This is a genomic window from Stenotrophomonas sp. YJH_SMC_32, from assembly GCF_059369975.1.
This window is the reverse complement of record NZ_JCAFTE010000001.1, coordinates 473,185-486,497: the sequence shown is the minus strand read 5'-3', so window position 1 is coordinate 486,497 and position 13,313 is coordinate 473,185. Positions and strand designations below refer to the sequence as shown.

Annotated in this window: 13 protein-coding genes; 6 read left to right on the top strand and 7 right to left on the bottom strand. The window is 66.1% G+C overall.

The features are described from left to right. Window positions 1-9 precede the first annotated feature (9 nt). The 5 genes from AC5P7S_RS02245 to AC5P7S_RS02225 all read left to right on the top strand — a co-directional run bounded on the left by AC5P7S_RS02245 (window position 10) and on the right by AC5P7S_RS02225 (window position 5,753). Window positions 10-1,308 carry an ABC transporter permease gene (locus AC5P7S_RS02245; RefSeq protein ID WP_005419489.1) on the top strand — a complete coding sequence of 433 codons (1,299 nt, stop codon included), beginning with the start codon at window positions 10-12 and terminating at the stop codon, window positions 1,306-1,308. Between the two features lie 20 nt (window positions 1,309-1,328). Beyond that, window positions 1,329-2,546 carry an ABC transporter permease gene (locus AC5P7S_RS02240; protein WP_005419491.1) on the top strand — a complete coding sequence of 406 codons (1,218 nt, stop codon included), beginning with the start codon at window positions 1,329-1,331 and terminating at the stop codon, window positions 2,544-2,546. Window positions 2,547-2,562: 16 nt separating this feature from the next. Next, window positions 2,563-2,934 carry a PDZ domain-containing protein gene (locus AC5P7S_RS02235; protein ID WP_095378269.1) on the top strand — a complete coding sequence of 124 codons (372 nt, stop codon included), beginning with the start codon at window positions 2,563-2,565 and terminating at the stop codon, window positions 2,932-2,934. 123 nt (window positions 2,935-3,057) lie between these two features. Beyond that, window positions 3,058-4,404 carry a sigma-54-dependent transcriptional regulator gene (locus tag AC5P7S_RS02230; protein WP_065178012.1) on the top strand — a complete coding sequence of 449 codons (1,347 nt, stop codon included), beginning with the start codon at window positions 3,058-3,060 and terminating at the stop codon, window positions 4,402-4,404. Continuing rightward, complete coding sequence (locus AC5P7S_RS02225) at window positions 4,401-5,753, top strand: sensor histidine kinase (RefSeq protein WP_095378268.1); 1,353 nt, start codon at window positions 4,401-4,403, stop codon at window positions 5,751-5,753. Before AC5P7S_RS02230 ends, AC5P7S_RS02225 begins: the two co-directional genes overlap by 4 nt. Window positions 5,754-5,809: 56 nt before the next feature. Here the strand turns inward: AC5P7S_RS02225 and AC5P7S_RS02220 are convergent, their stop codons facing one another. Together AC5P7S_RS02220 and glmU are read right to left on the bottom strand one after the other, a co-directional pair. Then, window positions 5,810-6,343 (bottom strand): GNAT family N-acetyltransferase, encoded by a 534-nt coding sequence (locus AC5P7S_RS02220; RefSeq protein ID WP_095378267.1) that lies wholly within the window; start codon window positions 6,341-6,343, stop codon window positions 5,810-5,812. Then, window positions 6,312-7,679, bottom strand: coding sequence for a bifunctional UDP-N-acetylglucosamine diphosphorylase/glucosamine-1-phosphate N-acetyltransferase GlmU (glmU, locus tag AC5P7S_RS02215; RefSeq protein ID WP_065186211.1), 1,368 nt, complete (start codon window positions 7,677-7,679; stop codon window positions 6,312-6,314). Before glmU ends, AC5P7S_RS02220 begins: the two co-directional genes overlap by 32 nt. An 86-nt stretch (window positions 7,680-7,765) precedes the next feature. Between glmU and AC5P7S_RS02210 the strand changes: the two genes are divergently transcribed. Continuing rightward, window positions 7,766-8,149: a GtrA family protein gene (locus AC5P7S_RS02210; RefSeq protein ID WP_057496520.1), complete on the top strand. Its 384-nt coding sequence runs from the start codon at window positions 7,766-7,768 to the stop codon at window positions 8,147-8,149. A gap of 101 nt (window positions 8,150-8,250) precedes the next feature. On the opposite strand, the gene AC5P7S_RS02205 is transcribed toward AC5P7S_RS02210, so the two are convergent. The 5 genes from AC5P7S_RS02205 to AC5P7S_RS02185 form a co-directional block, all read right to left on the bottom strand. Next, complete coding sequence (locus AC5P7S_RS02205) at window positions 8,251-8,673, bottom strand: F0F1 ATP synthase subunit epsilon (RefSeq protein ID WP_005419509.1); 423 nt, start codon at window positions 8,671-8,673, stop codon at window positions 8,251-8,253. 113 nt (window positions 8,674-8,786) lie between these two features. Then, window positions 8,787-10,193: a F0F1 ATP synthase subunit beta gene (gene atpD, locus AC5P7S_RS02200; RefSeq protein WP_005419510.1), complete on the bottom strand. Its 1,407-nt coding sequence runs from the start codon at window positions 10,191-10,193 to the stop codon at window positions 8,787-8,789. 37 nt (window positions 10,194-10,230) lie between these two features. Further along, complete coding sequence (gene atpG, locus AC5P7S_RS02195; RefSeq protein WP_005411129.1) at window positions 10,231-11,094, bottom strand: F0F1 ATP synthase subunit gamma; 864 nt, start codon at window positions 11,092-11,094, stop codon at window positions 10,231-10,233. A gap of 97 nt (window positions 11,095-11,191) precedes the next feature. Further along, window positions 11,192-12,739, bottom strand: coding sequence for a F0F1 ATP synthase subunit alpha (gene atpA, locus AC5P7S_RS02190; protein WP_005419511.1), 1,548 nt, complete (start codon window positions 12,737-12,739; stop codon window positions 11,192-11,194). A gap of 44 nt (window positions 12,740-12,783) precedes the next feature. Further along, window positions 12,784-13,311, bottom strand: coding sequence for a F0F1 ATP synthase subunit delta (locus tag AC5P7S_RS02185; protein ID WP_005411131.1), 528 nt, complete (start codon window positions 13,309-13,311; stop codon window positions 12,784-12,786). Window positions 13,312-13,313 lie beyond the last annotated feature (2 nt).

Genomic DNA, 13,313 nt, shown 5'->3' with positions numbered 1-13,313 from the left:
GGCATTCCCATGTTCGCCTACTACGCCCGATTGGCGGTACGCAGTTTCCGCCGCAACAAGGTCCTGACTGCGCTGATGGTGGTGGCCATCGCCCTCGGCATCGGTGCCTCGATGACCACCCTGACCGTGTTCCACGTGCTGTCCGGCGACCCGATCCCCGGCAAGAGTGACCGGCTGTTCTATGTGCAGCTCGATGCCGCGACCGGCGCCTATGTCGCGGGCGAGGAGCCGGAAACACAGTTGACCCGCTTCGACGGTGAAGCCCTGCTGCGCGAAGCCAAGGGCGAGCGCCAGGCGCTGATGAGCGGCGGCGGCGGCACCATCGAACCGGACAACAGCACCCTCAAGCCCTTCAGCATCGACACCCGCTGGACCTCGGCCGATTTCTTCCCGATGTTCGAGGTGCCCATGCAGTACGGCCGCCCGTGGACGCGCGAGGACGACGAAGGCCGCGCACGCGTGGTGGTCATCTCCAAGGCGCTCAACGACAAGCTTTACCAGGGCGCCAACAGCGTAGGCCGCGACCTGCGCATGGAAGGCCAGAGCTACCGCATCGTCGGCGTGATGAAGGAGTGGAGCCCGGAGCCGCACTTCTACGACCTGACCACCGGCAGCTACGGCAAGAACGAGGACCTGCTGCTGCCGATTTCCACGTCCTTCGACCTGAAACTGGGCAGCAACGGCAACATGAACTGCTTCGGCGAAAATCCCGACGGCAACAGCTACTCGCTCAATGCGCCGTGCGCGTGGCTGCAGTACTGGGTGGAGATGGACCCGGCCAAGGCCGCCGACTACCGCCGCTACCTGGAGAACTATTCGAGCCAGCAGCGCCAGGCCGGCCGCTTCAAGCACCCGCCGAACGTGCGCCTACGCACCGTGATGGAATGGCTGGACTTCAACGGCGCGGTGCCCAGCGATGTGCGCCTGCAGCTGTGGCTGGCACTGGGTTTCCTGGGGGTCTGCCTGGTCAACACGGTGGGCCTGCTGCTGGCCAAGTTCCTGCGCCGCAGTGGTGAGATCGGCGTGCGCCGCGCACTCGGTGCCAGCCGTGGCCAGATCTTCCTGCAGTGCCTGGTGGAAGCCGGCGCGGTCGGCGTCGTCGGGGGCGTGCTGGGCATCGGCCTGGCCCTGCTGGGCCTGTTCGCGGTGCGCCAGCAACCGGTGGAGTACGCAAAGCTGGCCCACCTGGACGGCAACATGCTGCTGCTTGCGCTGGGCTTGACCCTGTTCGCCAGCCTTGCCGCCGGTTTCCTGCCTGCCTGGCGCGCCATGCAGGTCACTCCGGCCATCCAGCTCAAGTCGCAGTAAGCACCCGAACGAGGACTCCCATGGACATCCGCCCCATCCTCAGCACGCTGCGCCGGCACAAGACTGCCGCTGCCCTGATCGTGCTGGAAGTCGCACTGACCTGCGCCATCGTCTGCAACGCGCTGTTCCTGGTCAGCCAGCGCGTGGAGAAGATCAGCATGCCCAGCGGCATCGCCGAGAACGAACTGGTGATGCTCCGCGTCAGCGGCATCGGCAAGCAGACCGATGCCATGGCCCGCACCCGTGAGGACCTGGCGTCATTGCGTGCGCTTCCCGGCGTCAGCAACGTCACCATCATCAACCAGGTGCCTTTCCGCAACGGCTCGTCCAGCAGCAGCATCTCGCGGGAGATCGACCAGGAACGGCCGACCACCAACGCCTCGATGTACACCCTGTCCGAGAACGGGCTGGCCACGATGGGCATCAACCTGATCGCCGGCCGCGATTTCCTGCCCGGTGAGTACCAGAACTTCGAAGACGCCAGCAAGGGGGGCGCCAAGGAAAACGCCATCCCGGTCATCCTCACCCAGGCCACCGCCGCCAAGATGGAACCCAACGGCAGCGCGCTGGGCAAGACCTACTACATGGGCAAGCAGCCGCTGCATGTGGTCGGCATCGTCGACACGCTGAGCACGCCCAACGGCTGGAATGACAACTGGACGAACTCCATGCTGCTGCCCATGCGGCGCACCTTCGACGAGGGTGGCACCTATGTGCTGCGCACTTCGCCGGAACGCCGCCAGGAGGTGCTTGATGCGGGGGCTGCTGTACTGGAGCGCAATGACCCCAACCGGCTGATGCGCGACAAGCTGACCTATGAAGACCAGCGCAAGGACTTCTTCAAGAACGACCGCGCGATGGTTGGCCTGCTGATCACCGTCAGCGTCTCGCTGCTGGTGGTGACCGCACTGGGCATCATCGGCCTGGCCAGCTTCTGGGTGCAGCAGCGCAGCAAGCAGATCGGCATCCGCCGCGCACTCGGTGCCACCCGCGGCCAGATCCTGCGCTACTTCCAGACCGAGAACTTCCTGCTGGCCTCGCTGGGCATCGTGCTGGGCATGCTGGCGGCCTACGCGATCAACCTGGCACTGATGAACCTCTACGAGCTGCCACGCATGCCCCTGTACTACCTGCCGCTGGGCGCGCTTCTGCTGTGGGTGCTGGGCCAGATCGCGGTGTTCGGGCCGGCCCGGCGCGCGGCAGCGGTCCCGCCCGCAGTCGCCACGCGGGGCGCGTGAGGTGCGTGCCTGCCGAATGCTGTTGATGGCACTGCTGCCACTGCCGGCGCTGGCCGGCGGTGGCAGCTCGCAGACGCTGGAATGGCGCCAGGATGATGCCCGCCTGGCGCTCCGTTCGACCGAGGGCCAGGTACGGGTGGAAGCCGTGCGTCCGGAAGCCCGCTTCGGCGTGCGCAGCGGCGACCGCATCCTGCGCTTGGACGATACGGCCGTGCGGCGGATCGAGCATCTTGCCGATGCACTGCGGCATTCCAGTGCCCCGACTGCGTACCTGTTGCTGCGCCGCGACAAACGCGAGCTCACCGTCCCGGTGGACGCCACTTCGTGGCGGCTGGCGCTGGCCGCTCCGCCACCGCCGGCACCACCGCCTCCACCAGCGCGGCGCTGAAACCAGCCCGCCCTCGTCGCCACGGCTTTGGCTATGCTTGATGGGTGGCGCCGGGCTCTCCCGGCGTATGGATACGAACACGGCTCCATCGGCGCCGCCCATCCCTTTCTGCAGAACTGCTTGATGCCTTCGATCCTGATCATCGACGACAACGCCAGCGTGGGCACCGCGCTGGACGTGCTGTTCTCCCTGCATGACATCGACACCCTGCAGGCGCAGACCCCGGCTGAAGGGCTGGCCCTGCTCGAGTCGCAGCCGGTCGACCTGGTGATCCAGGACATGAATTTCAGCGAGGACACCACCTCCGGCGAAGAAGGCGAAGACCTGTTCGCACAGATCCGCGCACGCCACCCGGACCTGCCGGTGATCCTGCTCACCGCCTGGACCCACCTGAGCAGTGCGGTGGACCTGGTCAAGGCCGGTGCCGCCGACTACCTGGCCAAGCCCTGGGACGACCGCAAGCTGCTGACCACGGTCAACAACCTGCTCGAGCTGTCCGAGGCGCGGCGCGAGCTGGACCGCCGCCGCAGCCGTGAGCTGCGCCAGCGCAATGCGCTGGAAGAAAAGTACGAGCTGTGTGGTGCGGTCTTCGCCGATCCGGCCAGCGAGCGCGTCATTGCCCTGGCCTGCCAGGTCGCGCGCTCCGACCTGCCGGTGCTGATCACCGGTCCCAATGGTGCCGGCAAGGAGAAGATCGCGCAGATCATCCAGGCCAACTCGCTGGTGGCCAAGGGCCCGTTCATCACGGTCAACTGCGGCGCCCTGCCCTCGGAACTGATCGAGGCCGAACTGTTCGGTGCCGAAGCCGGCGCATATACCGGCGCCAACAAGGCACGCGAGGGCAAGTTCGAAGCCGCCGACGGCGGCACGCTGTTCCTGGATGAGATCGGCAACCTGTCGCTGGGCGGCCAGATGAAGCTCCTGCGTGTGCTGGAAACAGGGCGCTTCGAGCGTCTTGGCTCCAATCGCGAGCGCCAGGTCAAAGTCCGCGTGGTCAGCGCGACCAATGCCGACCTGCCGGCGATGATCCGCGACGGCACCTTCCGCGAAGACCTGTACTACCGCCTCAATACGGTGGAACTGGTACTGCCACCATTGGCCGAGCGCCCGGGCGACATCGTGCCCCTGGCCGAGCGCTTCCTGACCGCCGGCAAGCCACTTTCCAGCGCCGCCACCGCGGCCTTGCAACGGCATCCCTGGCCCGGCAACGTGCGCGAACTGCGCAACGTGATCCAGCGGGCCGAGCTGCTGGCGACCGGCAACCGCATCGAAGTGGCCGACCTGAACCTGCCGCGTGCCGCACCTGCACCGCGACCGGCAGCCAGTGCCGGCAATGATCCTGACCGTGCGCGCATCGAGGATGTGCTGGCGCGCAACCACGGCGTCATCGCCCAGGCCGCCGCCGAACTCGGCCTGAGCCGCCAGGCACTGTACCGGCGCATGGACCGGCACGGCATCCCACGCGAATGAAACGGCGCTCGTTCACCTTCCGCCTGTTCCTGCGCCTGCTGCCGGTGCTGGCGCTGGCCGCCGCGTTGCCGTGGCTGCTGGCCTACTGGATGGACCATGGCTGGGTGGTGACCACGGTGTCGGCGCTGATCCTGCTGTCGCTGATGTGGTGGACCCTGCGCCGTGCAACCGCGCCGGTACGTTCATTGATGCGCGCCTTGGCCGGCACCACCAGCAGCTACCGCGACGGTGAGTACAACTTCGGTGTGTACTGGCCAGGCAACGACGAACTGGGTGACCTGGTGCAGGCGCACCGCGAACTGGGCGACGTGCTGCGCGAGCAGCGGCAAGGCCTGGTGCAGCGCGAACTGCTGCTGGACACCATGGTACAGAACACCCCGGTGGCGATGCTGCTGATTGCTTCCGGCGGCGATGGCATCGCCCGCGTGGTGTTCTCCAACCTGGCCGCGCGCAAGCTGCTGCATGGCGGCTGGAAGCTGGAAGGCCAGCGCCTGGAAGAGGTGCTGGAACAGGTGCCGGTGGAGCTGCGCGATGCCATCGCCCGTGGCGGCGACAGCCTGTTCGCGGTGCGTGCGGAAGGCGAAGACGGCGATGAGGACGACGAACAGGTCTATCACCTCTCACGCCGATCTTTCCAGCTCAACGGCCGCCCGCACGACCTGCTGCTGGTACGCCTGCTCACCGCCGAACTGCGCCGCCAGGAAGTGCAGACGTGGAAGAAGGTGATCCGGGTGATCAGCCACGAGCTCAACAACTCGCTGGCGCCGATCGCCTCGCTGGCCCATTCCGGCGGCGTGCTGGTACAGCGCGAGCGCTTCGATCGGCTGCCGGAGATCTTCACCACCATCGAAGACCGCGCGCGCCACCTGGAAGGCTTCATCCGTGGCTATGCGCGCTTCGCCAAGCTGCCGCAACCGCAACTGCAGACCGTGCACTGGGCGCCCTTCCTGTCCAGCCTGCGCCAGCAGATTCCGTTCGGCATGGAACGTGAACCGGACGAGGAACTGAGCAGCCGGATCGACATCGCGCAGTTCGGGCAGGCGCTGTTGAACCTGCTGAAGAACGCGCATGAAGCCTGTGCCGAAGCCGATCCGCCCAATGATGACGTGCAGGTGCAGCTGACGCGGTTGCCGCAATGGCTGCGCCTGGATGTGCTGGACCGTGGCAAGGGCATGAACGAGCAGGTGCTGCAGAACGCGCTGATGCCGTTCTATTCGACCAAGCGCAACGGTACCGGGTTGGGACTGGCACTGACCCGCGAGATCGTGGAGGCACACGGTGGGCGGGTGTCGCTGCAGAACCGCGGTGATGGCGGGCTGTGCGTGTCGATCCTGTTGCCGGTGGGGTGAGCGGGCCAATCGGGTAGATCCACGCCATGCGTGGATGTGCCGACCAAGGTCGACACCTACCAGACCCGCCGCATCGCCACCCGCAGGTGCATCGGAAACCCGAGCGCAGCCTCTTCGGCCATGACGGCGCGCAGGCCATCGTTCCACTCCGCCTCCGGCACTTCAACGAACCCTTCGCTGGCGTAGAAGGCTGCATTCCACGGCACATCGCTCAAGGTGGTCAGCACCGCTGCAGCAAAGCCAGTGGCCCTGGCCTGCGCCAAGGCATGCCGCAGCAATGCACGGCCATGGCCACGACGCGCGTGCGCTGGATCCACATCCATCTGCAGGACATGGAACTCGCCTGCCAGGTCGCCGGCCAGCAGGTAGCCGGCAACACCGCCGGCGGCGCCATCCACCACCCACAGCTGCCCACGCTCAAGGCCTTCCTGCAGCGTCGGCAGGTCCAGGCCGTGGCTGGCAAACACCGGATAGGCCTCGTGACCCCTCAGCAGTTCGCCGGCACGTTGTTCGATCGCCGGCAGCACACCCAGCTCATCGGTGCGCGGAACCCGTGGCTCAGGACTTCTTGACCGGGCGCTTCCAGCCATCGATGGTTTCCTGTCGTGCACGTGCCAGCGTCAGCTTGCCGTCCGGCGCGGTGCGGGTGATGACCGACCCGGCAGCGATGGTCGCGCCCTCGCCGATGGTGATCGGTGCCACCAGCGAGCTGTTGGAGCCGATGAAGGCGTTGTCGCCGATGGTGGTGGTCGACTTGTTCACGCCATCGTAGTTGCAGGTGATGGTGCCGGCACCGATGTTCACCCTGCTGCCGATCACCGCGTCACCCAGGTAGGTGAGATGGTTGGCCTTGCTGCCGACGCCGAGGGTGACCTTCTTGGTTTCGACGAAGTTGCCGACGTGTACGCCATCGGCCAGCACGGTACCCGGCCGCAAGCGTGCGAACGGGCCGATCTGCGCGGCACCTTCGGTCACCACGCCTTCCAGGTCGCAATGCGCGCGCACTTCGGTGCCGGGCCCCAGGTTGACGTCCTTCAGCCGGTTGAACGGGCCTACGGTAACGCCGTCACCGAGCACGACGTTGCCTTCAAGAACAACGTCGACATCGATCAGTACATCGCTGCCCACGGTGACGGTGCCACGGATATCCAGTCGTGCCGGGTCACGCACGCGCGCGCCCTGAGCGCACAGTGCACGCACCGCACGGCGCTGCCAGGCGCGCTCCAGCTGCGACAGCTGCCATGGATCATTCGCCCCCTCGGCCTCCTGTGCATCGGCGACCAGGGCCATCTCGGCCGGGGTGTACTCATGCGCGGCGAACGCGAACACATCGGTAAGGTAGTACTCGCCCTGCGCATTGCTGTTGGACAGCTGCGACAACCAGCGGCGCAGCGCGGTCGACTCTGCGGCGATGATGCCGGTGTTGATCGTGCGCACGCGCAGCTGGTCGTCGGTGGCGTCCTTCTGCTCGACGATGGAGCCCACCTTGCCCTCTGCATCGCGCAGCACCCGGCCGTACCCGGTCGGGTCATCGACATCGGCCACCAGCACTGCCAGCCGGCCCGGCTGCGCCAGCAGGTCGCGCAGGGTCTGCGCGCGGATCAGCGGCACATCGCCGTACAACACCAGCACCTGCGCAGCGTCGGGAACCTGCGGCATTGCCTGCGCCACTGCGTGGCCGGTACCGAGCTGCTGGACCTGTTCGGCCCACTGCAGGTCGGGCTGGCCGGCGAAGTACTGACGCACCGCCTCGCCACCATGGCCGTAAACCACGTGGATGGCCGCCGGCTGCAGCTCGCGGGCCGTATCGATCACGTGCGCCAGCATCGGCTGGCCGGCGATCGGCTGCAGCACCTTCGGCAGCACCGACTTCATGCGCTTGCCGGCGCCGGCGGCGAGGATGATGACGTGCAGGGCTTGGGTCATGGGAGCAGCAGTCCGTAGTTCGTTGCCGGTGATTCTAGAGCGTGGGCCGTTAACATGGGCATCCCTCCTCCTCTTCCGGCCTGCCGATGAGCCTCGTCCGCCAGGGAAGCGCCTACCTCGTCATCGGGCTCGTGCAGCTGCTGGTGGACTGGCTGGTGTTCGTGCTCGCCACCGCGCTGGGCATGCCGGTGGCACCGGCCAACATCACCGGGCGCCTGGCCGGCATGCTGCTGGGCTTCTGGCTCAACGGCCGCTACACCTTTGCCGAAGCCGGCAGCCATCGGCTGGGCTGGAAGCGTTTTGCCCGCTTCTTCGTGCTCTGGCTGCTGATGACCGCGGCAAGCACGCTGCTGGTGAGCCTGGTCGATCACGCCCTCGGGCTGCAGTACACCTGGCTGGCCAAGCCGCTGGTGGAAGGCGGGCTGGCCTGCGTGTCGTTCCTGCTGATGCGCTATGTGGTGTATCGCTGATACGAGGCGGGATCCGGATCGGCATGCAAGTCGGGGCTGCCCCGCCAGACAAACAAAAACGCCGGCACAGGGCCGGCGTTCTCGTGGATGCAGCGCGAACCTCAGTGCTTGAGATTCTTGCGCAGGCGTTCCAGTGCCTGCAGCTGGACGACGGCTTCAGCCAGCTTCTGCTGGGCTTCGGCCACTTCCATCGCTTCGCCGCGGTTGGCCAGGATGCGTTCGGCTTCTTCCTTGGCCTTGCGGACCGAGGCTTCGTCGATGTCCTGCGCGCGGATCGCGGTGTCGGCCAGCACGGTCACCACCTGCGGCTGCACTTCCAGGATACCGCCGGAGATGGCGAAATCCAGCTGCTCGCCGTTCGGCGTGGTGACCACCACCTTGCCCGGCTTCAGGCGGGTGATCAGCGGCGCGTGCTTGGGCGCGATGCCCAGTTCACCCAGCTCACCGGTGGCCACGACCAGGGTCGCTTCGCCACGGAAGATTTCCTGCTCGGCGCTGACGATGTCGCAACGGATCGTGCTCATGCAAATCTCTTCGCTGTTCGCGGCGGCGCAATGCCACCGTGGGGGTCCACCGGCGCGGGCGGTTGCCCGGCGCCGGCGTCAGGTCGGGCAGGATCGCTCCCGCCCGTCCCGGATCAGGCCTTCTCGGCCATCTTCTTGGCCTTCTCGACCGCTTCTTCGATGCCGCCGACCATGTAGAACGCCTGCTCCGGCAGGTGGTCGTACTCGCCATCGACGATGGCCTTGAAGCCACGGATGGTGTCCTTCAGCGGCACGTACTTGCCCGGCGAACCGGTGAACACTTCGGCCACGTGGAACGGCTGGCTGAAGAAGCGCTCGATCTTACGGGCGCGCGACACGGCCTGCTTGTCCTCTTCGGACAGTTCGTCCATGCCCAGGATCGCGATGATGTCCTTCAGTTCCTTGTACTTCTGCAGGGTCTGCTGGACGCGCTGGGCGGTGTCGTAGTGCTCGTGGCCGATCACCAGCGGATCCATCTGGCGGCTGGTGGAGTCCAGCGGATCGACGGCCGGGTAGATACCCAGCGAGGCGATCGAACGCGACAGGGTGACGGTCGAGTCCAGGTGGGCGAAGGTGGTCGCCGGCGACGGGTCGGTCAGGTCGTCCGCGGGAACGTAGACGGCCTGGATCGAGGTGATCGAGCCGTTCTTGGTCGAGGTGATGCGCTCCTGCAGGACGCCCATTTCCTCGGCCAGGGTCGGCTGGTAACCCACCGCGGACGGCATACGGCCCAGCAGTGCCGACACTTCGGTACCGGCCAGGGTGTAGCGGTAGATGTTGTCGACGAACAACAGGACGTCCTTGCCCTTGCCGTTTTCGTCCTTCTCGTCGCGGAAGTACTCGGCCATGGTCAGGCCGGTCAGCGCGACGCGCAGGCGGTTGCCCGGCGGCTCGTTCATCTGGCCGTACACCATCGCCACCTTGTCCAGGACGTTGGAGTCCTTCATTTCGTGGTAGAAGTCGTTGCCCTCACGGGTACGCTCACCCACGCCGGCGAACACGGACAGGCCGCTGTGCGCCTTGGCGATGTTGTTGATCAGCTCCATCATGTTGACGGTCTTGCCGACGCCGGCGCCGCCGAACAGGCCGACCTTGCCGCCCTTGGCGAACGGGCACATCAGGTCGATGACCTTGATGCCGGTTTCCAGCAGCTCGGTGGCCGGGGACTGGTCTTCATACGACGGCGCAGCGCGGTGGATTTCCCAGTTGTCGCTGGCAGCGACCGGGCCGGCTTCGTCGATCGGACGGCCCAGCACGTCCATGATGCGGCCCAGGGTGCCGGCGCCGACCGGCACCGAGATGCCGCGGCCGGTGTTGACGGCAACCAGGTTGCGCTTCAGGCCGTCGGTGGAACCGAGGGCGATGGTACGCACCACGCCGTCGCCCAGCTGCTGCTGGACTTCGAGGGTGATCTCGGTGTTTTCGACCTTCAGTGCGTCGTACACCTTCGGCACCGATTCACGCGGGAATTCGACGTCGACGACCGCGCCGATGATCTGAACGATCTTGCCCTGACTCATTGCTGCATCCTCTAATGTGTGCTTTGAACGAACGCGGTCAGACTGCTGCCGCGCCGCCGACGATTTCGGAGATTTCCTGGGTGATCGCTGCCTGGCGCGCCTTGTTGTAGACGAGCTGCAGGGTGCCGATCAGCTTGTTGGCGTTGTCGCTCGCCGCCTTCATCGCGACCATGCGTGCGGCATGCTCGGAGGCGACGTTTTCCAGCAGTGCCTGGTACACCAGCGACTCGATGTAACGCGTCATCACGTGCTCGAGCACGGTCGCGGCATCGGGTTCGTACAGGTAATCCCAGTCGTGGTGAGCGACCTGCTTCTCGGCTGGCGGCAGCGGCAGCAGCTGATCGAAGCTGGCCTTCTGCACCATGGTGTTCACGAAGCGGTTATAGACCAGGTACACGCGGTCGATCTTGCCTTCGGTGAAGGCGTCGAGCATGACCTTGATCACACCGATCAGCGATTCCAGCTTCGGCACGTCGCCGATGTGGGTCACGCTGCCGACCATGTTGACCTTCACGCGGCGGAAGAAGGTCGATGCCTTCTGGCCGATGGTCACCAGGTCCACTTCGGCACCCTTGTCCTGCCATGCCTTGGCTTCGCCCAGCATCTTGCGGAACAGGTTGTTGTTCAGGCCGCCGGCCAGACCGCGATCGGAGGAGATCACGATGAAACCGACCCGCTTGACCTGCTCGCGCTCGACCAGGAACGGATGCTGGTAGTCGGTGCTGGCCTGGGCCAGGTGACCGATCACCTGCTTCATCGCCTGCGCGTACGGACGCGAGGTCTTCATCCGATCCTGCGCCTTGCGGATCTTGGAGGCCGAGACCATTTCCAGGGCGCGCGTCACCTTGCGGGTGTTCTGCACGCTCTTGATCTTGGTTTTGATTTCGCGTCCGCTTGCCATCTCTTGTTTCCCGTGGCGCGGGGCTGATGCCCCGCGTTGTTCAACCGTTTGTCATCTGGTCCAGCGGAGCCTGGGGCTCCGCTCTACAGGACCGCGATTACCAGCTGCCGGTGGTCTTGAACTCGGCGATGCCCTTCTTGAAGGCACCTTCGATGTCGTTGTCCCAACCGCCGGTAGCGTTGACCTTGCTGATCAGCTCGCCCTGGGTATTGGCGAAGTGGGCGTGCAGGCCTTCTTCGAACGCCAGCAGCTTGTTGACCGGCACGTCATCGAGGTAGCCCTCGTTGACGGCGTAGATCGACAGCGCCTGGTTGGCGATCGACATGGGCGCGTACTGCTTCTGCTTCATCAGCTCGGTGACGCGCTGGCCACGCTCCAGCTGCTTGCGGGTCGCTTCGTCCAGGTCCGAGGCGAACTGCGCGAACGCAGCCAGCTCACGGTACTGGGCCAGCGAGATACGGATACCGCCCGACAGCTTCTTGATGATCTTGGTCTGGGCCGAGCCACCGACGCGCGACACCGAGATACCGGCGTTCACGGCCGGGCGGATGCCGGCGTTGAACAGGTCGGTTTCCAGGAAGATCTGGCCGTCGGTGATCGAGATCACGTTGGTCGGAACGAAGGCGGACACGTCGCCGGCCTGGGTTTCGATGATCGGCAGCGCGGTCAGCGAGCCGGTCTTGCCGGTGACCTTGCCTTCGGTGAACTTCTCGACGTATTCCTCGGACACGCGGGCAGCGCGTTCCAGCAGGCGCGAGTGCAGGTAGAACACGTCACCCGGGTAGGCTTCGCGGCCCGGCGGACGCTTCAGCAGCAGGGAGATCTGGCGGTAGGCGACGGCCTGCTTGGACAGATCGTCATACACGATCAGCGCGTCTTCGCCGCGGTCCATGAAGTACTCACCCATGGTGCAGCCCGAGTAGGCGCTGATGTACTGCATGGCAGCCGATTCGGAAGCGGTCGCGGCCACCACGATGGTGTGGGCCAGCGCGCCGTTCTCTTCCAGCTTGCGCACGATGTTGGCGATGGTCGACGCCTTCTGGCCGATCGCAACGTACACGCACTTGATGCCGGTGCCCTTCTGGTTGATCACCGCATCGATCGCCATGGCGGTCTTGCCGGTCTGGCGGTCACCGATGATCAGCTCGCGCTGGCCACGGCCGATCGGGATCATCGAGTCGACCGACTTGTAACCGGTCTGCACCGGCTGGTCGACCGACTTGCGCCAGATCACGCCCGGAGCAACGCGCTCCACCGGAGCGGTCAGGTCGGTGCCCAGCGGGCCCTTGCCGTCGATCGGCTCGCCCAGCGCGTTCACGACGCGGCCCAGCAGTTCCGGACCGACCGGCACTTCCAGGATGCGACCGGTGGTCTTGGCGACGTCGCCTTCGCGCAGGTGCTCGTAGTCACCCAGGACCACGGCGCCGACCGAGTCGCGCTCCAGGTTCAGGGCCAGGGCGAAGGTGTTGTTCGGCAGTTCGATCATTTCGCCCTGCATCACGTCGGCCAGACCGAAGATGCGCACGATGCCGTCGGACACGCTGGTCACGGTGCCTTCGTTGCGCGATTCCGCGGCCAGCTTGACCTTCTCGATGCGGTTCTTGATCAGTTCGCTGATTTCGGAGGGGTTGAGCGTGGTTGCCATCGTCAAGTCCTAGTGCCGGCAGCGGGGCCGGACGTTAAATGAATTCAGTTAGCGAGCGCGGTCTGCAGACGGGCCAGCTTGCCCTTCAGCGAACCATCGATGACCACGTCGCCGGCGTCGATCACGGCGCCGCCGATCAGCGAAGCATCGACCGCAGTGGTCACGTCGACCTCGCGGTTGAAGCGCTTGCGCAGCGCGACCTTGATCGCGTCCAGCTCGCCGGCCGACAGCTCGGCAGCCGAGGTGACGGTGGCCTTGACCACGTGCTCGGCTTCGGCGCGCAGGGCGTCGAACATGCCGGAGATTTCCGGCAGCAGCGGCAGGCGATGCGATTCGGCCAGGATGGCCAGGAAGCGCGAGTAGGTCTCGCCGTGGGACACCGGCGCCAGCAGGGCGACGGCGTCGTCACGACCCAGCTCCGGGTTGGCGAGCAGGGCCGCCACGCGCGGGTCGGCGGCGACGTGGGCGGAGAACGCCAGGGCGTCCGACCACGGCGCGAACGCGCCTTCGTCGCGCGCGGTCGCGAACGCGGCGCGGGCGTACGGGCGGGCAAGCGTGAGGGCCTGGCTCATCC